Below are 25,988 nucleotides of genomic sequence, written 5' to 3'. Positions count from 1 at the left end.
TGCGAGGGAGGGCCTGCGTTTCGTCGGTCGGTGCTGACAGCATGGGGGCATGTCTGGTCTTGGTGTCGGTTCCGCCCCGTCGTCCTCCGTCGTGCCGTCTGCGGACATCGCCGCCGAGGCGCAGCAGGCGCTCGCTGCGCTCACGGGGCGCCCCGACGCGGTGTTCCACCCCGGCCAGCTCGAGGCGATCTCGGCCCTGGTCGAGCACCGGCAGCGCGCCCTCGTCGTGCAGCGCACCGGGTGGGGCAAGTCGGCGGTGTACTTCCTGGCGACCCTCCTGCTCCGCCGCCGGGGTGGCGGTCCGACCGTCCTGGTGTCGCCGCTGCTCGCCCTGATGCGCGACCAGGTCGCCGCTGCCGCGCGGGCCGGGGTCCGTGCCGTGTCGATCAACTCCGCGAACGCCCACGAGTGGGGCGAGACCCAGGCCGCGCTCGCCCGTGACGAGGTCGACGTGCTCCTCGTCTCCCCCGAGCGCCTGAACAACCCGAAGTTCCGCGACGAGCAGATGCCGACCCTGGTCGCGCGGATGGGCATGCTCGTGGTCGACGAGGCGCACTGCATCTCGGACTGGGGCCACGACTTCCGGCCGGACTACCGCCGGTTGGCCGAGCTCATCCGGTCGCTCCCCCACGGCGTCCCCGTCCTGGCCACCACCGCGACGGCGAACGAGCGCGTGGTCGAGGACGTCGCCGAGCAGCTCACCGCCGGCCCGGCCGACCCGGTGTTCACGATCCGCGGGTCCCTGGCCCGGGCGTCGCTGCGCCTCGGCGTGCTGACCCTGCCCGACGCGCGGCAGCGACTCGGCTGGCTGCTCGCCCACCTCGGCGACCTGCCCGGCAGCGGCATCATCTACACGCTCACCGTCTCGGCGGCGGAGGACATCGCCCGGCTGCTCCGCGACAACGGGTACGCCGTCCGTGCCTACACGGGCCGCACGGACACGGAGGAACGCGAACAGCTCGAGCAGCAGCTCAAGGGGAACGAGTTGAAGGCCCTGGTCGCGACGAGTGCGCTCGGCATGGGGTTCGACAAGCCCGACCTCGGGTTCGTCGTGCACGTCGGAGCACCATCGTCCCCCGTGGCGTACTACCAGCAGATCGGTCGTGCGGGTCGTGCGACCGACAACGCGGACGTCCTGCTGCTGCCCGGACGCGAGGACCGTGAGATCTGGCAGTACTTCGCCAGCGCCTCGATGCCGACCGAGGCCCGCGCCGCCGCCGTGCTCGACGCCCTGTCCACCGACACCGCGATGTCGACCGTCGCCCTCGAGGGCCTGGTCGACATCAAGCGCTCCACCCTCGAACTCCTGCTCAAGGTGCTCGACGTCGACGGCGCCGTCCGCCGGGTCACCGGCGGCTGGGTCTCGACCGGGCAGCCGTGGCAGTACGACGCGCCCCGGTACGAGCGCGTCGCCGCTGCCCGCGCTGCCGAGGCCGCGTCGATGCTCGACTACGAAGCCACCTCGTCTTGCCGCATGCAGCTGCTGCAGCAGGACCTCGACGACCCCTCCGCCGAGCCCTGCGGACGTTGCGACAACTGCGCCGGTGCCTGGTTCCCGACCTCGGTCTCCGACTCCGACTCGTCCGGAGCCGCGGCCGCGCTCGACAAGGTCGGTGTCGAGATCGCCCCGCGTGCCCAGTGGCCCTCGGGGATGTCGTCACTCGGCGTCCCGGTCCGCGGCAAGATCGGCCCCGACGAGCTCGTCCAACCCGGCCGAGCGGTGGCGCGGCTGACCGACCTCGGCTGGGGTGGGCCCCTGCGAGCACTGTTCGGGTCGGGTGTGCCGGATGCGCCCGTGTCGCGGGAACTGGTCGACGGCTGCGTTCGAGCGCTCAAGGACTGGCCGTGGGAGACCCGGCCGACCGGCGTCGTCGCGATGTCCTCGCGGTCCCGGCCCGAACTCGTCGGGTCGCTCGCGCAGGCGCTCTCGACGATCGGTCGGCTGGAGTTCCTCGGCACACTCGGGCGGAACGGCGGGACTCCCCGCGGGGACGGTGCGACGAACAGCGCGTACCGACTGTCCGGCGTGTGGGACACCTTCACGGTGGACCCGTCGCTCGCCGCCGCCCTGCAGGAGCACGAGGGCCCGGTGCTGCTCGTGGACGACTTGGTCGACAGCCGGTGGACCATGACGGTGGCGGGGCGGGAACTCCGGCGGGCAGGCGCGGCGGCCGTGCTGCCGTTCGCGCTGGCGACGGTGGCCTGAGCCGGGTCGTTGCCGGGCGCGCCCTGGCGCGCCCGGGCACCGCCTTCGTTGCGCTGCGGAGCGGTCACGTTCGCTCGGTGGTCTGACGGTTCCGGTTCACGTTCCCGGGCATTCGTGAACCGGAATCGTCAGGGGCGTTCGAAAACGCCTGGCTACCAGGCGCCTCCCCCGAAGAACACCTCGGGCACCGCGAAGCACGACGACGACGACCTGATGTGCACGGTCCTCGCCTCGGTCCCTCGTGAGACCAGGTACCCCTCACCGTCATCGGTCGAGATGTCGATCGTGGCGAGGCCCACCGTGTCCTGACGCTTGTCGATCGCCCAACCGGACCGCCCGGCCCACTCCTGCTCGACGGCCGCGACGACTGCGTCCATGTCGGGCTCGCCGGTCACCACCACGTTCGTCCCTCCCGCCCACTGACGTTGGTGCTCGCCGCAGGGGAAGAGCGTTCCCTTCTCCTGCTGACGGACCCGTGATCGATCCGGGACGACGTCGGCGATCTCGAGCTCCACGCGCTGTGTCGTCGCCTTCGCAGCCTGGATCGCGACCTCGGGCGAGGCGCTCGGGGCCGCCGGCTCGGGAGCTCCGGGTGGGTCTTCGTCGACGGTCGAACACCCCGTCAGGAGCGCCAGGAACACGATCGGGGTGACGAAGTTGCGTGCGCGGTGCATCACGGGCCGGCTACCGCCGCACGGGCTTGGGGAAGGTGGCGCGCATGTGGTCCGACGTGAGCACGTCGCCGATGCCGACCATGAGCACCGAGAACACGATCTGCTCCAGGACCATCCAGAACGGGTAGAGCCCGGGGACCGCGGCGACGACGAGCGTCACGATCGGGAAGATCCGGCTGAACAACCGCATGCGCTGGTAGGCCCAGTAGTACCCGACCTGCGCGCGCCAGGCGAAGACGTAGAGCGTCAGGGTGATGAGCAGCACGACCGTGGCGCGGAACCAGACGGCCCACGGCACGGTCTGACCGGCGTGCATGAGCAGGACCGCGATCACCACGGCGGCGGCCCCGACGACGGTCTCGGCGACGAGCAGCCACCGGATCCACCGGAAGGAGCGCACGGTGTCGGGGTGGTCGAGCATGTCCTCGCGGATGACGTACCCGCCCTGTCGCCCGCCGGCCAACCGGTCCAGGTGCAGACGACACCAGATGCGGTCGGCGAGCACACCGAGTCCGTCGTTCTGCTGCGTCACGAGTCCATGGTGCCGCATCCCGAGGTCGGTGGCGGACGCGGCCCGGGCACCCACGTCGACGCCGAACGACAGCGTCGACGCCGTACGACCACGACGGTGTCGTCCGGGGTCGGCCAGCGCACGCTGCTCAGTCGGCCGGGAGGAGTGCCGCGCCGCCCAGCACGGTGCCGGTCCCGGCGTCGAGCAGGACGAGGGAGCGGACCTCGTCGGGCAGCTCCCACGGCTCAGCGAGCACGACGGCCAGTCCCTGTTCGACCCCGTCGGCCTGGAACAGCGCGAACGACTCCCCGGCCGGGGTCCACATCGGCTTCGTCCCACCGCGGACCGTCCCCGCGGAGAGCACCACGTCGACCGGCCCGCCCACTCCGGTCTCCAGGTGGTCGATCTGCACGGCCAGCGTCTCGTCGTCGGTGCTCCCGGCGATCCGGACGTGTCCCGACGAATCCGCTCCGATGCCGACGATGTCACCGGCGACCGGCGGGACGCGGAGCCACCACGGGTCGATCGGCGAGTCGTCGACGGGACGGACTGGCTCCGCCTCGACCGGGTCCCCGAGGCCGTTGGCGGGTCGCAGCCCGACACCCGGCGACCGCGCCGGCTCGGAGTCGATCGGGTCGGCGCGGGTGACCGTGTCGTCGTGGACGGGCTCGTGCGAGACCGTCCAGAGGGACACCGAACCCACGACGACCACGGCGACGAGGCCGCTCACCAGGGCGAGCCGACGTCGCTCCGCTGCCCACCGCCCGATCCGCACGCCCTCATGATGCCGCACCGATGCGCCGGACCGGCTGCGGGCCTCCAGACCGCGCACGGACCGGAGAGCGACGTGCACCGCGCCCCGCGCAGAGACGCAGAACGCGCCCCGACGGATCGGGGCGCGTTCTGTGTGACAGGGGTGGGCTCAGCGCTTCCGGCGCTCGCGCACCCGCATGTTGACGTTGATCGGGGTGCCGGAGAAGCCCCAGACCTCGCGGAGACGACGGGTGATGAACCGTCGGTACTGCGGGTCGAGGAACGCCGACGTGAAGAGCACGAACGTCGGCGGCTGGCTCGACGCCTGGGTCCCGAACAGGATGCGGGGCTGCTTGCCACCGCGCACGGGGTGCGGGTGCTCCTGCACGAGCTCGGCGATGAAGGCGTTGACCTTGCCGGTCGGGATGCGGGTGTCCCACGACTCGAGGGCGGTCTCGAGCGCCGGCACCAGCTTCTCGAGGTGACGACCGGTGCGGGCCGAGATGTTCACACGCGGTGCCCAGGCGACGTGCGCCAGGTCCTGCTCGATCTCGCGCTCCAGGTAGCGGCGACGGTCGTCGTCCAGCAGGTCCCACTTGTTGTACGCCAGCACGAGCGCCCGGCCCGACTCGAGCACGAGGTCGATGATGCGCAGGTCCTGCACGGACACCGGCTCGGTGACGTCGAGGACGACGACGGCGACCTCGGCCTTCTCGAGCGCGGCGGTGGTGCGGAGCGACGCGTAGAAGTCCGCGCCCTGCTGCAGGTGCACGCGCTTGCGGATGCCGGCGGTGTCGACGAAGCGCCAGACCTTGCCGCCGAGCTCGATCTGCTCGTCCACCGGGTCGCGGGTGGTGCCGGCGAGGTCGTTCACGACGACGCGCTCCTCACCGGCGGCCTTGTTGAGCAGCGAGCTCTTGCCGACGTTCGGGCGCCCCAGGATGGCCACGCGACGGGGACCGCCGACCTCCTGCTTGGCGACGGCCGAGGTGTCGGGCAGCGTCGTGATGATGAGGTCGAGCAGGTCCGCGACGCCGCGGCCGTGCAGCGCGGAGACCGGGTGCGGCTCGCCGAGGCCCAGGTTCCAGAGTTCGTAGGCGTCGAGGTCGCGGCGGTCGTCGTCGGACTTGTTCGCGACGACGATGACCGGGCGGTCGGTGCCGCGGAGCATCTTCACGACGTGCTCGTCCGTGGCGGTGATGCCCACCGTGACGTCGACGACGAAGAGCACGGCGTCGGCCAGGTCGATCGCGACCTCGGCCTGCGCGGCGACGGAGGCGTTGATGCCCTCGGCACCGGGCTCCCACCCGCCGGTGTCGACCAGGGTGAAGCGCTTGTCGTTCCACTCCGCCTTGTAGCTGACACGGTCGCGGGTGACGCCGGGGACGTCCTGCACGACGGCCTCACGACGACCGAGGATGCGGTTGACCAGAGCGGACTTGCCGACGTTCGGGCGGCCGACGATCGCGAGCACCGGGTAGGCCGGCAGGTAGTGCAGGCCGTCCTCGCCGACCTGGCCTGCTTCGAGCAGGGCGAGGTCCTCGTCCTCGAGGTCGTACTCCTCGAGCCCGGCGCGGAGCGCGGTGGCGCGCTGCTCGGCCTCGTCCTCGTCGAGCCCGGCGAGCCGTGCGCCCAGGGCGTCGTCGTACTCGGGGAAGTCGTCGTTGTCGGGGTTGTCCTGCTGAGCCATCTTGGGTTCCTCGCGAGCGGCCGGGGCCGCGGTGTCGGTGGCCGTTCCCGGCCGGGCCGGAGTCCGGCCGTGGTGACCGGATGGCCGAGGCCGTCCGGTCTGCGTCAGTGCGTGGCCGCGCGGGCCAGTTCGACGACCGCCTGCACGGTCTGGTCGAAGTCGAGGTCGGTGGAGTCGAGCGTCGTGACGCCGTCAGCAGCGTTCATGAAGTCAACGACCTTCGCGTCCGCCGCGTCGCGACGAGCGAGTGCTGCGGAGGTCTCGGCGGCCGACTGGGTCGTGACCTCTGCCGAGCGTCGGGCCATTCTAACGGACTCGTCGGCCGTCAGCAGGATCCGCACCTCGGCGTCCGGGGCGACCACCGTGGTGATGTCCCGTCCCTCGGTGATGATGCCGGGGGCGTCGGTCTTCCGCATGACGTTCCGGAACAGCTGCACCAGGCGCTTCCGCACGTCCGGGAGCTTCGCGATGTGGGCCACCGCGCCGGTGACGTCGGGGGTGCGGATCGCCTCGGTGACGTCGGTCTCCCCCACCGTCACGTAGTAGTCGTCGGGGTCGGTGCCGATCGCGTAGTCGAAGGTGTCCCAGCTCGCCAGGACCGCCGCGGCGTCGTCGAGGTCGACCCGCTGCTGCAGGGCGTGCCAGGCGAGGGCACGGTAGGCGGCACCGGTGTCCTGGTAGCCGTAGCCCAGGACCCGGGCGGCGGCACGGGACACGCTCGACTTGCCGCTGCCGGCGGGACCGTCGACCGCGATGACGATCTTCGCCACGTAGGCGCCGTCGGCCAGGCCGGACGGCACGGGGGCGCTGGTCGAGCCCGGCTCGCCGCCCGGTTCGCCGAGACCGCCCGCGGGACCGCCGAGCGGGCCGCCGTCGCCGCCGGACCCGTCACCCGGGCCCCCGAGCGGACCGCCGGCACCGGTACCGGGCGTCGGCAGGCCGGAGTCGGGCCCGTCGGTCCCTCCGGCCGGAGTGCGTGCGCCGGTCGCACCCGAGTCGTGCGTCGCTGCGTTCGTGTCGTCGTTCAGGCCCATGCTGCTGCGATCCTCCATCCGCGCCCCTCGAGTTCCTCGACGAGTCGCTGTTCCTGCTCGGGCAGCACCGACACCTCGACGATGCCGATCTGCGCGCCCGGTGAGTGCTCGAGGCGCATGTCCTCGAGGTTGATCCCGATCTCCCCGATGAACGTCAGGAGCGCGGCGATCTGCCCGGGGGTGTCGTCGACGAGGACGACCACCTGGGCGAAGCGCTTGGTGGTGCCGTGCTTGCCCGGCAGCCGTTCGACGCCGCGGTTGCCGTCGGCGATGGTCTCCGCGATGGTGCGCGGGGCGCCAGCAGCCTCGGGATCACCCAGTGCGTCGATCACCCGGGACAGGTCGTCGCGCAGGTCGGTGAGCACCGGACGGATGTGCCCGGCGTTGGCGCCGATGATCTGCACCCACAGCCCAGGGTCGCTCGCGGCGATGCGGGTCACGTCACGGACACCGCCGCCGGCCAGACCGAGGGAGCCGTCCGGGGCGTCGCGCAGCCGGGACGCCATGAGCGTCGACACGATCTGCGGCGCGTGCGAGACGTAGGCGACCGCCAGGTCGTGCGACTCCGGCTCCATCGGCACCACGGTGGCGCCGACGTCGAGCGCCAGGTCCTCGACCACGGCGGCTCGCTGGTACGTGATGGCGTCGTGCCCGGCGATCACCCACGGGCGTCCGACGAACAGGTCGGCGCGGGCGGCGGTCGGGCCGCTGCGCTCCCGCCCCGCCATGGGGTGTGACCCGATGTAGCGGGTGACGTCCGCTCCCGCGGCCACCAGGGCAGCGAGCGGCCCGGACTTCACGCTCGCGACGTCCGTCACGACGGCGTCCGGGTGGGCGGCGAGCTCGCGCTCGACGACGGTCGCGACGACGTCCGGCGGCACCGCGACGACGACGAGCTCCGGCTGGTCGCCGGCAGCGGGTCGACGCCCGGCGCCGTAGTCGACGGCGAGCGCCAACGCTGCGGGTGAGACGTCGTCGAGGACGACGTCCACGCCCTTCTCGCGCAGGGCCAGCCCGATCGAGGCACCGAGGAGCCCGGCACCCACGACCCGGACCGGACCGCGCAGACGGCGGTCGATGTCGGTCGTGGTCAGGTCGGTCACCGGGCAAGCCTACCGAGCGAGGCCCGGGCATCGGTCGATGCCCGGGCCTCGGGGTCGGTCAGTCCGCCGACTCGTCCTCGTACGCGTCGTCGCCCTGGTCGAGGGCGACGTCGCGGTCGTCACGAGCGGACGGCTTCGCGTCACGGACCGTGCTGAGCAGCTTGCCGACCTCGACCGTCCCCAGCTCGCGCATCTTGCCCGGCGGCAGGCTGCCCAGGTGCAGCGGCCCGAACGACCGGCGGACGAGTTCGAGGACCGGGTGGTCGACGGCCTCGAGCATGCGGCGGACGATGCGGTTGCGCCCGGAGTGCAGCGTGATCTCGACGAGCGATTCCCCCCGCGAGGACTCGAGCAACCGCACCTTGTCGGCCTTGATCGGCCCGTCCTCGAGCTCGACGCCCTCGGTCAGGCGCTGCACTACGGCAGGGTTCACATTGCCGTGCACCTTCGCGATGTACGTCTTCTGCACGCCGAACGACGGGTGCGCCAGCACGTGCGCCAGGTCGCCGTCGTTCGTCAGGACGAGCAGCCCGGACGTCTCGGTGTCGAGCCGGCCGACGTTGAACAGGCGCTCCTCGTAGCGGTCCACGAACTCGGTCAGGTCGCGGCGACCGCGTTCGTCCTGCAGGCTCGAGACGACACCCGTCGGCTTGTTGAGCACGATGTACCGCCGCGACGAGTCGATCTGCACCGGCACGCCGTCCACGGCGATCGCGTCGGTCTCGGGGTCGACGCGACGCCCGAGGGCGTCGACGACCTCGCCGTTGACCGTCACGCGGCCCTCGACGATCAGGTTCTCCGCGACGCGACGGGATGCCACGCCCGCAGCGGCGATCACCTTCTGCAGGCGCTCGCCATCGGCCTGGAGGCCCGGATCGCCCCCGGCGGACGGGCTTCCGTCGGTCGCGTCCCAGTCCTCGATGATCGGCCGTTCGGGCGTGCCCTCGGCCGGGCGGCCGCGGTCGTCGCGCTGGCCGCTCGGCTTCGGCGTCGTGCGGTCGCTGTTGCGCACGCTCGTGGTGCCGCCGACGTAGCGACGGCCGTTGTGCCAGACGCGGCTCTGCTGCCCGTCGGGGCCGCGGTCGTCACGGCTCCGGGCGTCGCGGCGGTCGTCGCGGCCGCGATCGGCACGGCGGTCGTCGTCGCGGCGGACGTACCCGCCGCGGTCGTCGCGTCGTCGGTCGTCGTCACGCCCGACGAAGCGGCCACGGTTGTCGCCACGGTCGTCGCGCGGGGCCGAGGTGCGGTCGTCACGACCGCGGTACCCACCACGGTCCTCGCGGGGGGCAGCGTTGCCGCGGTACCCCCCACGGTCGCCACCAGGGGCACGGTCGTCACGGCCGCGGTACCCACCACGGTCGTCACGGGGGCCAGTGTTGCCGGGGTAGCCGCCACGGTCGCCACCAGCGGCCCGTTCGTCGCGACCGCGGTAGCCGCCACGGTCGTCACGGGGCGCAGAGCTCCCGCGGTCGTCGTGACCGCGGTACCCACCACGGTCGTCGCGCGGGGCGGAGCCGCCCCGGTAGCCGCCACGGTCGCCACCACCGGCACGGTCGTCCCGACCCCGGTAGCCGCCGCGGTCGTCACGGGGCGCGGAGCTGCCGCGGTCCTCGCGACCCCGGTACCCACCACGGTCGTCGCGCGGCGCGGAGTTGCCCCGGTACCCACCACGGTCACCACCACCGGCACGGTCGTCCCGACCCCGGTACCCGCCACGATCGTCGCGGGGCGCAGAGCTCCCGCGGTCATCGCGACCGCGGTACCCGCCACGGTCGTCACGCGGCGCAGAGCTGCCCCGGTAGCCGCCACGGTCGCCACCACCGGCACGGTCATCACGGCCGCGGTACCCACCACGGTCATCGCGAGGCGCAGAGCCCCCACGGTCGTCACGACCGCGGTACCCACCACGGTCGCCACCACCGGCGCGGTCGTCCCGCGACGGGTACCCGCCCCGGCGGTCGTCGTCACGCGGCGGGCGTGCGCCCCCGCGGTCGTCGCGACCGTACCCACGGTCGTCGCGACCGGTCCCGCCGGAGCGGCCACCGGCACCGGCACCTGCCCCGCCGCGTCCGCCGGCCGGGCGGCCGGAGCGATCCGGGCCTCCCGATCGTCCGTTGCGGTCATCTCGGTCTCGGGGCGTGCGCCCCCGGTCGTCAAACCCGGCCATCGGGGATCCCTTCCTTCTGCTCGAAGCCGTCCGCACCGTCGTCCAGCAGGGGCGAGATGAGCGGCAGCTCGTCGAGCGAGTTGATGCCGAGCTGCTGCAGGAGCAGATCGGACGTGACGTAGTTGATGGCGCCGGTCTCGGCGTCGGTGAACGACTCCTCGATCAGACCGCGCGCGACCAGGGTGCGGACGACACCGTCGACGTTGACGGCGCGGATCGAGGCGATCTGTGATCGGGTGATCGGCTGCTTGTAGGCGACGACCGCGAGGGTCTCGAGGGCGGCCTGTGACAGGCGCGAGGGACGCTCGGCCTCGACGAACTGCTCGACCACCGGGTCGAGGTCCTGGCGGACGTAGAAGCGCCAGCCACCGCCGACCTCGCGGAGTTCGAAGCCACGGCGGACCGTGCCGTCGACGCCGTCGAAGTCGGCGACCAGGCGCTCGACCGCCTGGCGGACGGCGGGGACGGGCGCACCGACGGCGGCACCGAGGGCGACGAGCGACTGCGGCTCGTCGGCGATCATCAGGATGGCCTCGAGCTGGCGGTCGATCGGGATCGCGGCCGGTTCGTGCACGGCGCGGTCGTGGATCTCGTGCTCGATCGCGCGGGCGTCGGCCATCTCGTCGGCGCCGCCGGGTTCGGCGCTGGAGACGTCGTGCACGTCATCCGTCATAGTCGGCTCCCAGGTTCGCGAGGCTCTCGTCGGACCAGTCCTCGGCGGTCCACCGCAGTGTCAGCTCCCCGAGCGGCTCGAGCTGCTCGAACGAGATCGACGCGTTCCGGTACAGCTCGAGGATCGCGAGGAAGCGAGCCACAACGATACCCGTCTGGTCGACACCCGCGACCAGTTCCCGGAACGAGACCCCCTCGCCCTCGCGGGTGCGCAGGATCGACACGACGATCGCGGCCTGCTCGCGGATGCTGATGAGCGGCGCGTGCAGGTGGTCGAGCCCGACCGTGGGGATCTCCCGCGGAGCGAACGCCAGCGTCGCCAGCGCGGCGAAGTCCTGCACCGACAGGGTCCAGACGAGCTCCGGGGTCCGGGCGCGGAACCGCTCCTCGAGCCGGACGCTGCGGCCGTGGCGGCGGGACTCGACGCCCCACCGCTCCCCGAACCACTCGGCCGCCTGCTTGAACGCCCGGTACTGCAGCAGCCGGGCGAACAGCAGGTCGCGTGCCTCGAGCAGGGCGACGTCCTCGGCGTCGACGAGCTCGCCCTGGGGCAGCAGGCCGACGATCTTCAGGTCGAGCAGGGTCGCGGCCACGACCAGGAACTCGCTCGCCTCGTCGAGTTCGTCGGCGGACTCCGCCTGGCGCACGTACTGGATGAACTCCCCCGTCACGGCGCCGAGCGAGACCTCGGTGATGTCGAGCTCGTGCTTCGTGATGAGCGACAGCAGCAGGTCGAACGGCCCGTCGAAGTTGGCGAGCCGGACCCGGAACCCCGCGTCAGGCGACGGCGCCACGCTGGACGAGCTCTCGTGCGAGCTGCCGGTAGGCGTGGGCGGCAGGGTGTTCCGGCGCGGTCTGCGTGATCGGCCGCGCGGACACGGTGGCGTCCGGGAACTTGACGGTCCGGCCGATGACGGTGTCGAGCACGCGGTCGTCGAAGGTGTCGACGACGCGCTCCATGACCTCGCGGGAGTGCAGCGTGCGCGAGTCGTACATGGTCGCCAGGATGCCGTCGAGCTTGAGGGCGGGGTTGAGCCGGTCGCGCACCTTGTCGATCGTCTCGATGAGCAGGGCGACACCGCGCAGCGCGAAGAACTCGCACTCGAGCGGGATGAGCACGCCGTGCGCCGCGGTCAGGGCGTTCACGGTGAGCAGGCCGAGCGACGGCTGGCAGTCGACCAGGATCACGTCGTAGTCGTTCGCGACCTTGCGGAGCACGCTCGCCAGGATCTGCTCGCGGGCGACCTCGTTGACCAGGTGCACCTCGGCCGCGGACAGGTCGATGTTCGCCGGGATGACGTCGAGTCCCGGGGTGTTCGTCGGCTGGATGACCTGGTTCGGGTCCTTCACGGAGCCCATCAGCAGGTCGTAGACGGTGTGGATGTCGTGCGTGCGGACACCGAGGCCGGCGGACAGGGCGCCCTGCGGGTCGAAGTCGACGGCCAGGACCTTCCGGCCGTACTCCGCGAGCGCCGCACCCAGGTTGATCGCCGTGGTGGTCTTGCCGACGCCGCCCTTCTGGTTGCAGAGCGCGATGATGCGGGCGGGTCCGGTGCTGTCGAGTTCCTCGGGCACGGGGAACACCCGGACGGGACGCCCCGTCGGACCGTGGGTGGTCGCGCCGGTGGGGTTGGTCGTCGGGTTCGTGCTCACCCGGCCATCGTACCGGCGACGCCCCGCCGGCCCTGGTCGCACCGCCGCACCGACCGCAGCCGGTCTCGGGGACGCGTGCGGCGCCTCCAGGCCGTCAGGCGGGGCGCAGCGCGACCCGCATGCTGTCCACACGGTCCCCGATGACGGCGTCCGTCGTCCACCGTGCCTGCAGTCGTCCGACCAGAGCCTGCACGTCCGCCTGGTCGAGCCCCGGCAGCAGGGCGAGCCCGACGGTGAGCTCCGGTCCGGCGAACCGGCCGACCGGGTCCCCCGCGGCGAGTTCGACCCGGGCGACGCTGGGCTCCCCCTCGACCGAGGCAGCGAAGGCCCGGGCGACCTCGGGGTCCTCGAAGCACGGGGTCCACGGCAGGTCCTGCCCGAGCGCCCACACCGCCGGTCGGCGCAGCACGAACTCGGTGGGCGACTTCGGGTCGAGCACGACGAGCTGCGTGTCCTCGCTCGCCGCGGCCATCGCCACACGACGGGACTCCACCGGCACGGGCCGGGCGTCCGCGTCCCACGCGTGCATGGCGTCGACCGAGGTGAACGCCGGCATGACGCTGCGCCCGTCCGGGCCCGCGACCGTCACGATCGACAGCTCCTGCGTCTTGTCGACGAGCTTGCCCGCGTCGGTCTCCCCCAGGTCGCCGGCCTCGGCGATGAGCGGGATGAGCAGCCGGGCGCTGCGGAGGGCCGCGACGACCGCCGCCTGGGACGCTCCGCCCGACAGCCCCTGTATCGCGGCGACCACGTCGGGGTCGGCGAGCCCGTCGTCGTCGGCGAACGCGGTGTCGTGGTGGTCGAAGGTGCGACCCTCCCACGCGAAGCCCGCCGAGTCGGCAGCACCGCCCGCGGTGTGGGCGTCGTCGGGCTCCGGCCCGGCGCCGCGGCCGTTCGAGATGCCCGACACGGCGCTAGTCCGACGCGACGTCGAGCGCGGCCGGCAGCGTGAACGCGCCGGAGTACAGCGCCTTGCCGATGATCGCGCCCTCGAGCCCGAACGGCACGAGCTCGCGCAGGGCACGGAGGTCGTCGAGGGTGGAGATCCCGCCGGACGCCACCACGGGCTGGTCCGTGCGGTCGCACACCTGCCGCAGCAGTTCGACGTTCGGGCCCTGCAGCGTGCCGTCCTTGGTGACGTCGGTCACCACGTACCGGGCGCACCCGGCCGCTTCGAGGCGGTCGAGGACCTCCCACAGGTCGCCGGCGTCCTCGGTCCACCCGCGGCTCGCGAGGGTGGTGCCGCGGACGTCGAGCCCGACGGCGATCTGCTCGCCGTACTCACCGATCACCCGCGCCGCCCAGCCCGGGTTCTCGAGGGCCGCGGTGCCCAGGTTGACGCGTGCGGCACCGGTCGCCAGCGCCGCCTCGAGCGAGGCGTCGTCGCGGATGCCGCCGGAGAGCTCGACGGAGACACCCTCGACCTCGCGGATCGCGTGCGCGATCACCTTGCGGTTGTCGCCACGGCCGAACGCTGCGTCGAGGTCGACGAGGTGGATCCACTCGGCACCTTGGTCGCGCCAGGTGCGGGCAGCGGCGACGGGGTCGCCGTAGCCGGTCTCGCTGCCCGCCTCGCCCTGGGTGAGGCGCACGGCCTGGCCGTCGACGACATCGACGGCGGGCAGCAGGACGAGGGGCGCGGTGTCGGTGAGGTCGTTCATGGTCCTGTCGGTTTCGTTGCGGCCGGTCGGCCTGGTGCTGTCGGCTGTCGGCTTGCGGCTGTCCTGCGGCTGTCGACTGTTGGCTTGCGGCTGTCCTGCGGCTGTCGGCTTGCGGTGCTCGGCTGTCGGCCTGGAGGCGCGGCGTGCGTCCGGCGCGGCCGTCGCGTGCGTCGCCGGCCGGGTTCAGAGCGAGCGCACCCAGTTGGCGAGCAGGCGGATGCCCGGCTCGCCGGACTTCTCGGGGTGGAACTGGGTGGCGGTGAGCGGCCCGTTCTCGACCGCCGCGAGGAACGGCTGACCGTGCTCGGCCCAGGTCAGGCGGGGCGCGCGGAACGGCCCGTACGCCTCGAGCGGGAACTCGGTCACCCCGTACGAGTGCACGAAGTAGAAGCGCTCGTCGCGCAGCCCCTCGAACAGCACGGAGTCCTCGGGGGCCTGCACGGTGTTCCAGCCCATGTGCGGCAGGACGTCGGCCTGGATCTCCTGGACGGTGCCCGGCCACTGTCCGAGCCCCTCGACGTCGGCACCACGCTCGATGCCGCGGGAGAACAGCACCTGCATCCCGACGCAGATGCCGAGCACGGGCCGACCGCCTGCGAGTCGGTGGTCGACGATCTCGCCGCCCTGCACCCCCTCGAGCTGGTCGATCACCGCGGCGAACGCGCCGACGCCGGGGACGAGCAGGCCGTCGGCCTTGAGCGCCGCCTGCTTGTCCGAGGTCAGGGTGACCTCGGCGCCGGCGCGCTCCAGTGCCTTGGCCGCGGAGTGGACGTTGCCCGACCCGTAGTCGAGGACGACGACGTTCGGCTTGGCGGCGGTCACAGTGCGCCCTTCGTGGAGGGGATGCCGTCGACACGCGGGTCCAGCTCGACCGCCCTGCGCATGGCACGTGCGAACGCCTTGAACTCGGCCTCGGCGATGTGGTGTGGGTCGCGGCCCTCGAGCACGCGGACGTGCACGGTGATGCCGGCGTTGAACGTGATCGCCTCGAACACGTGGCGGACCATCGACCCGGTGAAGTGTCCGCCGATGCGGTGGAACTCGAAGCCCGCGGGCTCGCCGGAGTGCACCAGGAACGGCCGTCCGGAGACGTCGACGACCGCCTGGGCCAGCGCCTCGTCGAGGGGCACGAGCGCGTCGCCGTACCGGCCGATGCCGGAGCGATCACCGAGGGCCTGCTTGATCGCCTGGCCGAGCACGATCCCGGTGTCCTCGACCGTGTGGTGCACGTCGATGTCGGTGTCACCCGTGGAGTGCACCCGCAGGTCGATCAGCGAGTGCTTGCTGAACGCCGTCAGCATGTGGTCGAAGAACGGGACGGAGGTCGAGATCGACGACGTCCCGGTGCCGTCCAGGTCGAGCTCGAGCTCGACGCTCGATTCGCTCGTCCGGCGGCTGATCGAGGCGGTGCGGGCGGTCATGCCTCAACCCTAACCGGCGGCTGGACGGCGGCGACCTGCCGCATGGCGTCGAGGAACGCGGTGGTCTCCTCCTCGGTGCCCGCGCTCACGCGCAGGTGGTTGGGGATGCCGAGGTCGCGGACGATGACGTCGTGCTCGAGCAGTGCCTCGAACGCGGCGTTCGGGTCGGCGACGCCGCCGAACAGCACGAAGTTCGACCACGTCTCGTAGGTGCGGTACCCCATCGCCTGCAGCTCGACGACCATGCGGTCGCGCTGGCCCTTGATGTCGTCGACCATCGCGAGCATCTCGGGGGCGTGGCGCAGCGCGGCGATCGCGGCGGCCTGGGTGAGGGCGGACAGGTGGTAGGGCAGGCGCACGAGTCGGACCGCGTCGATGACGGCAGGGTGGGCGGCCATGTACCCGACGCGGGCACCGGCGAAGGCGAACGCCTTGCTCATCGTCCGGGAGACGACGAGCCGCTCACGCCCGGGCAGCAGGCTGATCGCACTGGGGGCGTCGCTCGGCATGAACTCGGCGTAGGCCTCGTCGACCATCACGATGCCGTCGGTGGCGTCGTACGCGGCCGTGATGGTCTCGAGCTCGAGCGGCGTGCCCGTCGGGTTGTTCGGCCCGCACAGGAACACGATGTCCGGCTGGTGCTCGCGGATCGCGGCCACCACGGTCTCGGGCGAGATGCGGAAGGCGTCGTCGCGCTGTGCAGGGATCCACGTGGTGCCGGTGCCGGACGCCAAGATCGAGTGCATCGAGTACGTGGGCGGGAACCCGAGCACGGACCGCCCCGGGCCACCGAAGGCCTGCAACAGCTGCTGCAGGACCTCGTTCGACCCGTTCGCGGCCCAGAGCTGGTCCGCACCGAGCCCGTGCCCGAGGTACTCGGCGAGGGACCGGCGCAGCTCCGTGAACTCGCGGTCCGGGTAGCGGTTCACGGTCAGCAGCGCGTGCCGGATGGACTCGACGATGTCGTCGGCCACGTCCGCAGGGACGGGATGCGTGTTCTCGTTGACGTTCAGCTGGACGCGCACGTGCTTCTGCGGAGCGCCGTACGGGCTCTGACCGCGCAGGTCGTCTCGGATCGGGAGGTCTTCGAGCGTGAATGCCACCGAACCATCGTAGGCCGCTGCACTCGGGCGACGACCAGCCGTCTGGACGGGAGTGCCCGTCGTGGCTACTCGCCTGCCGAGTACTGCGCCGGGATGGCGATCTGCTCGCCGGCCTGCAGCGCGGAGCTGTCCAGCGCGTTCAGGCTCACGACGTCCTGCACGAAGTCGCGCGGGTCTGCGTTCGGTGCGGTCTCTTCCGCGAGCTGCCACAGCGTCTCGCCGGGCTGGATCGTCACGGTCTCGAAGGTGGTGCGAGACCCACCGGCGCTGGCGTCGCCGGCGGACGCCTGCCCGCCGTTCAGGACGCCGAGGGCGACGACGATGAGCAGGGGGATCGCGGCGAGCGTCGTGAAGACGATGCGGCCGCGACGCGTGAGACGCAGGCGGGTACGCACGGCGGGCGCCGCGGGGCGCTGGATGTCAGCGAGGGCGATGGTGCTCATGTCGTTCTTGCCTTCCCGTTCGGTGAACCGAAGTCGTGTACCGAACATAGTTTCGAATCAGGCGGCGCACAAGTCCCAAGGATGGATTTGTGCAGGGATTTCTTGCGACACGCTCGAACAGGTGTTTGTCCGCGGTTGCCCGGTCGGATACTGTTTCGATCGACTGGGACAAGTCAAACGGGGACCACCGACATTCCCGCCACGACCGCTCCAGCACCGACGAAAGCGAGACGACGTGGTGGACGAACTGCGGGGCCAGAAGCCGCTGACGGCGAAGCAGCAGGCGATCCTCGACGCGATCCGAGCGTCGATCGCATCGCGGGGCTACCCGCCGAGCATGCGGGAGATCGGTGACGCCGCCGGACTGTCGTCGCTGTCGAGCGTCTCGCACCAGCTCGGACAGCTCGAGCTCGGCGGGTGGATCCGACGCGACCCGAACCGCCCCCGCGCCCTCGAGGTGCTGGTCGACGAGCCCTCGTCGGACGCGGACGCACCGGACGTCGACGCCACCACGCTCGTACCGCTGGTCGGCCGGATCGCCGCCGGCGTCCCGATCACCGCCGAGCAGCACGTGGACGAGATCCTGCCGCTCCCCCGCCAGCTCGTCGGCACGGGTGACCTCTTCATGCTCAAGGTCGTCGGTGAGTCGATGATCGACGCGGCGATCTGCGACGGCGACTGGGTGGTCGTGCGGTCACAGCAGACCGCCGAGAACGGGGACATCGTCGCGGCCATGCTCGACGAAGAGGCAACCGTGAAGGTGTTCCGTCAGCGCGACGGGCACACGTGGCTGCTGCCGCGCAACACCGCGTTCGAGCCGATCCTCGGTGACGCGGCCTCGGTGCTCGGCAAGGTCGTCGCGGTCCTGCGCTCCCTCTGACCAGTCACCCGGGTCCCCCGGTGCTCTGGGCCTGCCGGGCGAGACGCCGGCGTCCCCGCGAGACACCGCCTGCACGACGAAACGCCGCCGGATCCGGCGGCGTTTCGTGTGTTCGGGGGCGTCTCGGGAAGCCGACGGTGTCCTGCGGACCGGTGACGGGCCTCCAGGCCGCGCGGCAGCGCCTGCCGGAGCCGCGGGTCAGACGGACGGGACCGGCGTGACCAGGAACGGCTCGAGCTCGGCGACCTGCCGCTGGAAGACCCGGACGTGCAGGCGCGTGCCGTCCTCGACGTAGTCGACGGACTCCACCGAACCGGCGTCGTGCAGCGACGACACCAGGTCACCGCGGTCGTAGGGCACCACGATGGTCAGGTCGACGTCGGGCTCCGGCAGGCGGTCCTCGATGACGCGGAGGAGCTCCGGGATGCCCTCGCCGGTGCGCGCCGAGACGAACACCGCGTCCGGTACGAGCCCGATGAGCACCAGCCGCTGGGCGTCGTCGATCAGGTCGGCCTTGTTGAAGACGACGATCTCCGGCAGGTCCCCCGCACCGACGTCGCCGATGACCTCGCGCACCGTCGAGAGCTGCGCGCCGGGGTCGGGGTGCGAGCCGTCCACGACGTGGACGATGACGTCGGCGTCGCCGACTTCCTCGAGGGTGGAGCGGAACGCCTCGACCAGCTGGTGCGGCAGGTTGCGCACGAACCCGACGGTGTCGACGAACGTGAACTCCCGCCCCTTGGCGCTCTCGGTCCGGCGGACGGTGGCGTCCAGCGTCGCGAACAGCTGGTTCTGCACGAGCACGCCGGCGCTCGTCAGGCGGTTGAGCAACGAGGACTTGCCCGCGTTCGTGTAGCCCGCGATCGCGACGCTCGGCACCTCGTTGCGGTTGCGCTCGGCGCGCTTGGCCTCGCGCGCCGGGGCGAACCCGGCGATCTGCCGACGGAGCTTGGCCATGCGCGTGTGGATCTTGCGGCGGTCGAGCTCCATCTTGGTCTCACCGGGACCGCGCGACCCCATGCCCGCACCGCCGGAGACCTGACCACCGGCCTGTCGGGACATCGACTCACCCCAACCACGCAGTCGCGGCAGCAGGTACTGGAGCTGGGCGAGCTCGACCTGGGCCTTGCCCTCGCGGGTCTTCGCGTGCTGGCTGAAGATGTCGAGGATCACGGCCGTGCGGTCGATCACCTTCACCTTCACGACGTCCTCCAGCGCACGACGCTGCGAGGGGGCGAGTTCGGTGTCGGCGATGACCGTGTCGGCGCCGGTGGCCTTGACGACCATCGCGAGTTCCTGGGCCTTGCCCTTGCCGAGGTAGGTGGCCGGGTCGGGGTTCGGTCGGCGCTGCAGGAGCCCGTCGAGCACCACGGCGCCCGCTGTCTCGGCCAGTGCCGCCAGCTCGCGGAGGGAGTTCTCGGCGTCCGAGGCATCGCCCTGGGGGTAGACCCCGATCAGGACGACCTGCTCGAGCCGCAGCTGGCGGTACTCGACCTCGGTGACGTCCTCGAGCTCGGTGGAGAGGCCCGTGACACGACGCAGTGCCGCTCGGTCCTCACGGTCGTACTGGTCGCCGTCGCCGTCCCAACCGCGGTCGTCGACCGAGCGGGTCTGGATGGCCTGGGCGGGCGCGAAGATGGACGATGCTGCGCGCTGGTCCGCGTTGCGCAGCACCCGTTCGACGACACCTTCTGCGCTGTCGTCGGTGGACTGGTGGTTCTCCTGATGGGTATCCGTCATGCTGTGCTCAGGGTACCGCCGCGGCCCCTCGGACACACGGGGGTGACGGTACGGTTCTTCCATGGCGAACGAGCACTACTTCTCCGCGAACCCGTCGTCCGAGACACGCGAACGCGAGATCACGGTCACCCTCGCCGATCGACCCCTCACGCTCACCACCGCGGCGGGGGTGTTCAGCCCGGACGGCATCGACCGCGGCACGAAGGTCCTGCTCGGGTCCGTGCCGGCCCCGGCGAGCGACGGCGCACTGCTCGACATCGGCTGCGGCTGGGGTCCGATCGCGATCACCATGGCCCTGCAGTCCCCCGACGCCCGGGTGTGGGGCGTCGACGTCAACGAGCGGGTCCTCGGGCTCGCGCGCGGGAACGCCGCCGCCGCCGGGGCCGCCAACGTCACCGTCGCCCTGCCGTCGGACGTCCCCGCCGACCTGCGCTTCCGGACGATCTGGTCGAACCCGCCGATCCGTGTCGGCAAGGACGAGCTCCACGAGATCCTGCTCACCTGGCTGCCGCGGCTCGAGGTCGGGGGCGAGGCGTGGCTCGTGGTGTCGAAGGACCTGGGTGGCGACTCGCTGCAGAAGTGGCTCGTCGGGGCGCTGGGCGAGGGGTTCGCGGTGGACCGGGTGTCGACCGCCAAGGGGTTCCGCGTGATCCGGGTGGTGCGCTCGGCGTAGGCGCCGGCGCTGCGCGGCGCCCGCTCGCGCCGCGGTCGCTCGCGCGACGGCCGCTCGCGCGACGCCGCGGTCGTTGTGCTTCGTGAGCACGAATGGTCGAGTCGCCACGGCGCACCCGACCATTGCTGCTCACGACGTGCGGGCACGACCCACGAACGAGCAGCGCGCGCCCGTCCCCGCGCCCGCCCGCCCGCGTCAGACCGTCAGGTCGCCCGAGAACACCAGCTCGGCCGGCCCGGACAGCGACACGTGCTCGCCGTCCTCGGTCGCCGTCATCCGCACGGTCAGCAGCCCGCCCGGCACCCGCACCCGCCAGGTGTCCGGCGCCCCCGCGCCCACCCAGTACCGCGTGGCGAGGGCCGCGGCCACCGCGCCGGTCCCGCACGACAGAGTCTCCCCGCTGCCCCGCTCGTGCACGCGCATCGTGATCACGCCGACGCCGTCCTCGATCAGCGGGTCCCCCGGCAGCACGAACTCCACGTTGGCACCGTGCGCCGGCGCCGGGTCGAGCACCGGCAGGAACGTCAGGTCGAGGTCGGCGAGCTCGTCCTCGGTCTCGACCGCGACGACCACGTGCGGGTTGCCGACGTCGATGCCGATGCCCGGTCGCGCGCCGTCGAGGTTCTTCGCCCGCACGAGCACGTCGTCCGATCCGCCGCCCTCGATGCCCAGGCTCCAGCGGCCGAGGTCGGCGGCGAACCCGTTCGTGGTGCGCCGGATGTCGACCAGGCCCTTGCGGCTGCCGACGGTGAGCGTCTCGCCGGGCGCCAGGTCGACCAGCCCCGATTCGGTCAGGTACCGCGCGAACACACGGATGCCGTTGCCGCACATCTCCGCGACCGTGCCGTCGGCGTTGTGGTAGTCCATGAACCAGGTCGCCTCGGGCTCGACGGACACGAGCGCGCGCCCCTCGGGGATCGCCTCGGAGCGCACCGCGCGGATCACGCCGTCACCACCGACGCCGAACCGGCGGTCGGCGATCGCCCGGATCCGCTCCGGGGTCAGGTCGACGACGGCGTCGGGGTCGGCGAACAGGACGAAGTCGTTGCCGGTCCCCTGGCCCTTGGTGAAGTGCAGCTCGGTCACGGCACGATCCTACGGGCCAGCTCCGACAGGTCGCCGGGGTCCGCCCCCGTGACGTCGAGCGTCTCCGCGTCGGCGTAGCGCCGGAACCAGGACACCTGCCGACGCGCGTACTTGCGCGTGGCGACGCCCGTCGCCTCGACGGCTTGGTCGACCGTCGACGTGCCGGCGAGCACCTCGAGCGCCTGCGAGTAGCCGATCGCACCGCGGGCGGTGCGTCCCTGCTCCAGTCCGCGGTCGCGGAGGGCCGCGACCTCGTCGACCAGCCCGGCCGCGAACATCAGCGCGGCCCGCTCGTGCAGGGCCGGCACCAGCTGGTCGCGGTCGCGACGCAGGTGCAGGATGCGGGACGGTCGCCAGGCGCGGGGCGCGTCCGGGAGGCTCGGGGTCACCACCTCGGATCGGCTCGCGATCTCGAGTGCTCGGATCAACCGCCGTGGGTTGCGTGCGTCGATCGTCGCGGCGGCCGCCGGGTCGAGGGCGCGCAGCCGTTCGAGCAGGATGCCCGGGCCGAGCTCCTCGTGCTCCTGCTCGAGCCGCGCCCGGAGCACCGGGTCCGTACCGGGGAACGCCAGGTCGAACAGCACCGCGGAGACGTACAGGCCGCTGCCCCCGACGAGCACCGCCACGCCCCCGTCCGCCTGGATCCGTTCGACGTCGGCCCGGGCGGCGACCTGGTACGCAGCGACGCTCGCCTCGTCGGTGACGTCGAGCACGTCGAGCTGGTGGTGCGGGATGCCCCGTCGTTCCTCGAGCGGCAGCTTGGCCGTCCCGATGTCCATGCCGCGGTACAGCTGCATGGCGTCGGCGTTGATGATTGCTGCGCTGCGACCCGCGGCGCGCAGGCGCTCGGCGATCGCGATGCCGAGGTCGGACTTGCCGGTGCCCGTCGCCCCGACGACCGCGATCAGGTCGGCAGAGCTCCCTGCGGCCGGCGTCGGATCAGCGGCCGACACGGAGCGTGGGCAGCCCGAGCGAGACCGGGCGCGGGCCGTCGCCGGCCGTCGCGGGTGTCGGGACGCCACAGCTCTCCGCCTCGGCGCGGTCCCAGGCGTCGCCGGCACGCGTGCGGCGGATGCGCAGCGGACCCTCGTTGTCGGCGATCAGGAAGTGCGGAGCGGCACGGGTGACCTCCACCGTGACGACGTCGCCCGGGCGCGGGACCGCGGACCCGGCCGGCACCGCGAAGTGCACGAGCCGGGAGTCCTCGGCGCGGCCGGACAGCCGGCGGGTGGCGTCGTCCTTCTTGCCCTCGCCCGTGGCGACCAGCACCTCGACGCTCCGGCCGACCTGCCGGGCGTTCTCCTCTGCGGTGATCCGGTCCTGCAGCGCGACCAGCCGCTCGTACCGTTCCTGCACGACCTGCTTCGGCAGCTGGTCGTCCATCGTGGCGGCCGGGGTGCCCGGTCGGATGGAGTACTGGAACGTGAAGGCGGAGGCGAACCGCGCCTGCTCGACGACCCGCAGGGTGTCGGCGAAGTCGGCCTCGGTCTCGCCGGGGAAGCCCACGATGATGTCCGTCGAGATGGCCGCGTGCGGGATCTCCGCGCGGACGCGGTCGAGGATCCCGAGGAACCGCTCGCTGCGGTAGCTGCGACGCATCGCCTTGAGCACGCGGTCCGAGCCGGACTGCAGCGGCATGTGCAGCTGCGGCATGACGTTCGGCGTCTCGGCCATGGCGTCGACGACGTCGTCTGTGAACGCCGCGGGGTGCGGGCTCGTGAACCGGACGCGCTCGAGCCCCTCGATCGTCCCCGTGGCCCGCAGCAGCTTGCTGAAGGCCTGTCGGTCGCCGAACTCGACGCCGTAGGAGTTGACGTTCTGCCCGAGCAGCGTGACCTCGATCGCACCGTCGTCGACGAGCGCCTGCACCTCGGCCAGGACGTCCCCGGGACGGCGGTCCTTCTCCTTGCCGCGCAGCGAGGGGACGATGCAGAACGTGCACGTGTTGTTGCACCCGACCGAGATCGACACCCAGCCGCTGTGCGTGGACTCACGCTTGGTCGGCAGTGTCGACGGGAACACGTCGAGGGCCTCGAGGATCTCGATCTGCGCCTCGTCGTTGTGTCGGGCCCGCTCGAGCAGCGTCGGCAACGACCCCATGTTGTGCGTGCCGAAGACGACGTCGACCCACGGCGCCTTCTCGAGGATGACGTTCTTGTCCTTCTGCGCCAGGCACCCGCCGACGGCGATCTGCATGCCCGGGTGCTCGCGCTTGATGCCGGCGAGCTGCCCGAGGTTGCCGTAGAGCCGGTTGTCGGCGTTCTCGCGCACCGCACACGTGTTGATGACGACCACGTCGGCCTGCTCGCCGTCGGCAGCGGCGTAGCCCGCGGCCTGCAGCGAGCCGCTCAGCCGCTCGGAGTCGTGCACGTTCATCTGGCACCCGTAGGTGCGGACTTCGTAGGTGCGGGGGCGCGCTGCGACGGTGGCCATGGTCGTCCCAGTGTAGGTCGGAGCGGCTACTCGAACCGGACGGTGCCGCCGCCCGGTCGCGGTCGCTTCCCACCGCCGTCGAGGGCGCGCTCCACGGCGATCCGGACGACGCCCGAGCTGTAGCCCTTGCGCATCAGGAAGCCGGACAGTCGTCGTTCCGCGGTCGCACGGTCCAGCCCGCGCATCTGCTGCGCACGCTTGTCGGCGAGCTCCTGCGCGCGGAGGAACTCGTCGTCCTCGTCGTCCGCGGCCTCGTCGAGCGCCGTGTCGATCGCGGCCTGGTCGATGCCCCGTCGACGGAGCTCCGTGACGACGCCCTGTCGCCCGAGGCCCTTGCGGGCGTGCAGGCGGTCGACCAGGTCGGTGGCCAGGGCCACGTCGTCGAGGAGCCCGACGCGGGTCAGTCGTGCGATCTCGTGCTCGACGACGTCGGGGTCCAGGTCCTGCTGCAGGAGCAGTGTGCGCATCTCCGACTCGCTCACGCCCTTGCGTCCGAGCGCCCGCATGCTCAGGCGTTCGGCGTCGGCGCGCTGCTCGTCGAGCGGACGAGGGGCGTCAGCCGGGTCGATCTCCTCGCCACCGGCGATGGAGAACACCGAGGCGGTCTTCGCGTCCGCGGTCGCGGAGTCGTAGCCGTCCTGCTCGGCACGGGCTGCGCGACCGGAGCCGTCTCCGATGACGGGCGACACCCACGCGGCCTCGCTCCGGGTGCCGTGCAGGGGAACCGGGGAGTCGGCGTCGAAGGGCGCATCGGTCTGCTCGGACCCGGGAACGTACCAGCCGTCCGCACCCTGCGGTTCGTCCGCCGATGCCGGAGACGCGGGCGGAACCGGCGAGACCGGCCGCATCGATCGCACCGGCGCAGGCGGGGTCACGGGAGCGGGCGGCGTCACCGGCGCCGATGGGGAGTCCGAGCCGGTCGAGCTCGGTGGCGTCGCCGGCGCACGACGACGGGACCTCGCACCGAACAGGTCGGTGACCGGTGCGAGGCCCTCGTCGTCGTGGTCGGTGCTCACGCGCCCTTGCGCTCCGCGAGCTTCGGCGCGATCGACTCGACTGCGGCGTCCTCGGCCTTGGCCCCACCGACGCCGAGCTTGGCGAGGATCTTGCCCTCGATCTCAGCAGCGATCTCGGGGTTCTGGATCAGGAACGAACGCGAGTTCTCCTTGCCCTGCCCGAGCTGGTCGCCGTCGTAGGTGTACCAGGCACCCGACTTCTTCACGATGCCGTGGTCGACACCGAAGTCGAGCAGCGAGCCCTCTCGCGAGATGCCGACGCCGTACAGGATGTCGAACTCGGCCTGCTTGAAGGGCGGGGCCATCTTGTTCTTGACCACCTTGACGCGCGTGCGGTTCCCCACCGCGTCGGTGCCGCTCTTGAGCGTCTCGATGCGACGGATGTCCAGTCGGACGGACGCGTAGAACTTCAGCGCCTTACCGCCCGAGGTCGTCTCGGGTGAACCGAAGAACACACCGATCTTCTCGCGCAGCTGGTTGATGAAGATCATCGTGGTCTGCGTCTGGTTCAGGCCACCCGCGAGCTTGCGGAGGGCCTGGGACATCAGGCGGGCCTGCAGACCGACGTGCGAGTCGCCCATCTCGCCCTCGATCTCGGCGCGGGGCACGAGCGCCGCGACCGAGTCGACCACGATGAGGTCGATCGAGCCGGACCGGACCAGCATGTCCGCGATCTCGAGTGCCTGCTCCGCGGTGTCGGGCTGCGACACGAGCAGGGCGTCGATGTCGACGCCGAGCTTCTTGGCGTACTCGGGGTCGAGCGCGTGCTCGGCGTCGATGAACGCCGCGATGCCGCCGGCGCGCTGCGCGTTGGCGATGGCGTGGATCGTGAGGGTCGTCTTACCCGACGACTCCGGGCCGTAGATCTCGACGATGCGGCCGCGGGGAAGGCCGCCGATGCCGAGCGCGACGTCCAGCGCGACGGAACCGGTCTGGATGACGTTAACGGGTGCGCGGTCGTCCGACCCGAGGCGCATGATCGCACCCTTGCCGAACTGCCTGTCGATCTGTGCGAGTGCGGTCTCGAGGGCCTTCTCGCGGTCTGCCGGTGATGGCATGGGGTGCTCCT

General features: G+C 71.9%; 26 protein-coding genes. 4 read left to right on the top strand and 22 right to left on the bottom strand.

Annotated elements, in window-relative coordinates:
- The first annotated feature begins 49 nt into the window (after positions 1-49).
- Positions 50-2,206, top strand: coding sequence for a RecQ family ATP-dependent DNA helicase (locus tag LEL83_RS02715; RefSeq protein ID WP_225557656.1), 2,157 nt, complete (start codon positions 50-52; stop codon positions 2,204-2,206).
- 152 nt (positions 2,207-2,358) lie between these two features.
- Here the strand turns inward: LEL83_RS02715 and LEL83_RS02710 are convergent, their stop codons facing one another.
- The 7 genes from LEL83_RS02710 to LEL83_RS02680 form a co-directional block, all read right to left on the bottom strand.
- Positions 2,359-2,880, bottom strand: coding sequence for a hypothetical protein (locus LEL83_RS02710; RefSeq protein WP_225557655.1), 522 nt, complete (start codon positions 2,878-2,880; stop codon positions 2,359-2,361).
- 10 nt (positions 2,881-2,890) lie between these two features.
- On the bottom strand, positions 2,891-3,412 hold the full coding sequence (locus tag LEL83_RS02705; protein ID WP_225557654.1) for a hypothetical protein: 522 nt from the start codon (positions 3,410-3,412) through the stop codon (positions 2,891-2,893).
- A gap of 127 nt (positions 3,413-3,539) precedes the next feature.
- Entirely contained in the window at positions 3,540-4,166 is a 627-nt protein-coding gene (locus LEL83_RS02700) for a hypothetical protein (RefSeq protein WP_225557653.1), read from the bottom strand.
- Positions 4,167-4,313: 147 nt separating this feature from the next.
- A complete protein-coding gene (gene der, locus LEL83_RS02695; protein WP_198658128.1) occupies positions 4,314-5,834 on the bottom strand; it encodes a ribosome biogenesis GTPase Der in 1,521 nt (506 codons plus the stop codon).
- Between the two features lie 104 nt (positions 5,835-5,938).
- Positions 5,939-6,634 (bottom strand): (d)CMP kinase, encoded by a 696-nt coding sequence (cmk, locus tag LEL83_RS02690; protein ID WP_372454431.1) that lies wholly within the window; start codon positions 6,632-6,634, stop codon positions 5,939-5,941.
- A gap of 224 nt (positions 6,635-6,858) precedes the next feature.
- Positions 6,859-7,971: a prephenate dehydrogenase gene (locus LEL83_RS02685; RefSeq protein WP_225557652.1), complete on the bottom strand. Its 1,113-nt coding sequence runs from the start codon at positions 7,969-7,971 to the stop codon at positions 6,859-6,861.
- A 58-nt stretch (positions 7,972-8,029) separates the two neighbouring features.
- The gene (locus tag LEL83_RS02680) at positions 8,030-8,818 is read right to left on the bottom strand and encodes a pseudouridine synthase (RefSeq protein WP_225557736.1); all 789 of its coding nucleotides are present in this window, start codon (positions 8,816-8,818) and stop codon (positions 8,030-8,032) included.
- Positions 8,819-9,016: 198 nt separating this feature from the next.
- Between LEL83_RS02680 and LEL83_RS02675 the strand changes: the two genes are divergently transcribed.
- Positions 9,017-10,198: a hypothetical protein gene (locus LEL83_RS02675; RefSeq protein ID WP_225557651.1), complete on the top strand. Its 1,182-nt coding sequence runs from the start codon at positions 9,017-9,019 to the stop codon at positions 10,196-10,198.
- Here LEL83_RS02675 and scpB read toward each other — a convergent pair.
- From scpB to LEL83_RS02630, 9 genes are all read right to left on the bottom strand, one after another.
- Positions 10,125-10,811 carry an SMC-Scp complex subunit ScpB gene (scpB, locus tag LEL83_RS02670; protein ID WP_225557650.1) on the bottom strand — a complete coding sequence of 229 codons (687 nt, stop codon included), beginning with the start codon at positions 10,809-10,811 and terminating at the stop codon, positions 10,125-10,127. The two genes, LEL83_RS02675 and scpB, sit on opposite strands and share 74 nt — an antisense overlap.
- Positions 10,801-11,604, bottom strand: coding sequence for a segregation and condensation protein A (locus LEL83_RS02665; protein ID WP_225557649.1), 804 nt, complete (start codon positions 11,602-11,604; stop codon positions 10,801-10,803). Before LEL83_RS02665 ends, scpB begins: the two co-directional genes overlap by 11 nt.
- Positions 11,588-12,463, bottom strand: coding sequence for a ParA family protein (locus LEL83_RS02660; protein WP_198658124.1), 876 nt, complete (start codon positions 12,461-12,463; stop codon positions 11,588-11,590). Before LEL83_RS02660 ends, LEL83_RS02665 begins: the two co-directional genes overlap by 17 nt.
- 94 nt (positions 12,464-12,557) lie before the next feature.
- A complete protein-coding gene (locus LEL83_RS02655; protein ID WP_225557648.1) occupies positions 12,558-13,373 on the bottom strand; it encodes an SseB family protein in 816 nt (271 codons plus the stop codon).
- A gap of 4 nt (positions 13,374-13,377) precedes the next feature.
- Entirely contained in the window at positions 13,378-14,124 is a 747-nt protein-coding gene (priA, locus tag LEL83_RS02650) for a bifunctional 1-(5-phosphoribosyl)-5-((5-phosphoribosylamino)methylideneamino)imidazole-4-carboxamide isomerase/phosphoribosylanthranilate isomerase PriA (protein ID WP_198658122.1), read from the bottom strand.
- Between the two features lie 183 nt (positions 14,125-14,307).
- The gene (hisH, locus tag LEL83_RS02645; RefSeq protein ID WP_198658121.1) at positions 14,308-14,946 is read right to left on the bottom strand and encodes an imidazole glycerol phosphate synthase subunit HisH; all 639 of its coding nucleotides are present in this window, start codon (positions 14,944-14,946) and stop codon (positions 14,308-14,310) included.
- Positions 14,943-15,545 carry an imidazoleglycerol-phosphate dehydratase HisB gene (gene hisB / locus LEL83_RS02640; protein WP_225557647.1) on the bottom strand — a complete coding sequence of 201 codons (603 nt, stop codon included), beginning with the start codon at positions 15,543-15,545 and terminating at the stop codon, positions 14,943-14,945. Before hisB ends, hisH begins: the two co-directional genes overlap by 4 nt.
- Complete coding sequence (locus LEL83_RS02635; RefSeq protein WP_225557646.1) at positions 15,542-16,648, bottom strand: histidinol-phosphate transaminase; 1,107 nt, start codon at positions 16,646-16,648, stop codon at positions 15,542-15,544. Before LEL83_RS02635 ends, hisB begins: the two co-directional genes overlap by 4 nt.
- Before the next feature lie 65 nt (positions 16,649-16,713).
- Positions 16,714-17,091, bottom strand: coding sequence for a LysM peptidoglycan-binding domain-containing protein (locus tag LEL83_RS02630; RefSeq protein WP_198658118.1), 378 nt, complete (start codon positions 17,089-17,091; stop codon positions 16,714-16,716).
- A gap of 235 nt (positions 17,092-17,326) precedes the next feature.
- On the opposite strand from LEL83_RS02630, the gene lexA reads away from it, so the two are divergent.
- Positions 17,327-17,971 carry a transcriptional repressor LexA gene (gene lexA / locus LEL83_RS02625; protein ID WP_225557645.1) on the top strand — a complete coding sequence of 215 codons (645 nt, stop codon included), beginning with the start codon at positions 17,327-17,329 and terminating at the stop codon, positions 17,969-17,971.
- Between the two features lie 198 nt (positions 17,972-18,169).
- Here the strand turns inward: lexA and hflX are convergent, their stop codons facing one another.
- Positions 18,170-19,711, bottom strand: coding sequence for a GTPase HflX (hflX, locus tag LEL83_RS02620; protein ID WP_198658116.1), 1,542 nt, complete (start codon positions 19,709-19,711; stop codon positions 18,170-18,172).
- A 61-nt stretch (positions 19,712-19,772) separates the two neighbouring features.
- Between hflX and LEL83_RS02615 the strand changes: the two genes are divergently transcribed.
- Entirely contained in the window at positions 19,773-20,384 is a 612-nt protein-coding gene (locus LEL83_RS02615; RefSeq protein ID WP_225557644.1) for a class I SAM-dependent methyltransferase, read from the top strand.
- A 195-nt stretch (positions 20,385-20,579) separates the two neighbouring features.
- Here LEL83_RS02615 and dapF read toward each other — a convergent pair whose 3' ends face one another.
- From dapF to recA, 5 genes are read right to left on the bottom strand one after another with little or no spacing between them, the layout of a single operon-like run.
- On the bottom strand, positions 20,580-21,470 hold the full coding sequence (gene dapF / locus LEL83_RS02610; RefSeq protein ID WP_198658114.1) for a diaminopimelate epimerase: 891 nt from the start codon (positions 21,468-21,470) through the stop codon (positions 20,580-20,582).
- Positions 21,467-22,423 carry a tRNA (adenosine(37)-N6)-dimethylallyltransferase MiaA gene (miaA, locus tag LEL83_RS02605; RefSeq protein WP_225557643.1) on the bottom strand — a complete coding sequence of 319 codons (957 nt, stop codon included), beginning with the start codon at positions 22,421-22,423 and terminating at the stop codon, positions 21,467-21,469. The genes dapF and miaA overlap by 4 nt, the downstream gene beginning before the upstream one ends.
- A complete protein-coding gene (gene miaB, locus LEL83_RS02600) occupies positions 22,410-23,903 on the bottom strand; it encodes a tRNA (N6-isopentenyl adenosine(37)-C2)-methylthiotransferase MiaB (RefSeq protein ID WP_225557642.1) in 1,494 nt (497 codons plus the stop codon). The genes miaA and miaB overlap by 14 nt, the downstream gene beginning before the upstream one ends.
- 26 nt (positions 23,904-23,929) lie before the next feature.
- Positions 23,930-24,919, bottom strand: a complete 990-nt coding sequence (locus LEL83_RS16135) for a regulatory protein RecX (protein ID WP_225557641.1) — start codon at positions 24,917-24,919, stop codon at positions 23,930-23,932.
- Positions 24,916-25,977, bottom strand: a complete 1,062-nt coding sequence (gene recA / locus LEL83_RS02590) for a recombinase RecA (protein WP_198658110.1) — start codon at positions 25,975-25,977, stop codon at positions 24,916-24,918. Before recA ends, LEL83_RS16135 begins: the two co-directional genes overlap by 4 nt.
- Positions 25,978-25,988 lie beyond the last annotated feature (11 nt).

This window comes from Curtobacterium oceanosedimentum (assembly GCF_020297365.1).
Lineage (GTDB): Bacteria > Actinomycetota > Actinomycetes > Actinomycetales > Microbacteriaceae > Curtobacterium.
Note: the sequence above shows the minus strand (reverse complement) of the source record. Positions and strands in the feature narration are given on the sequence as shown.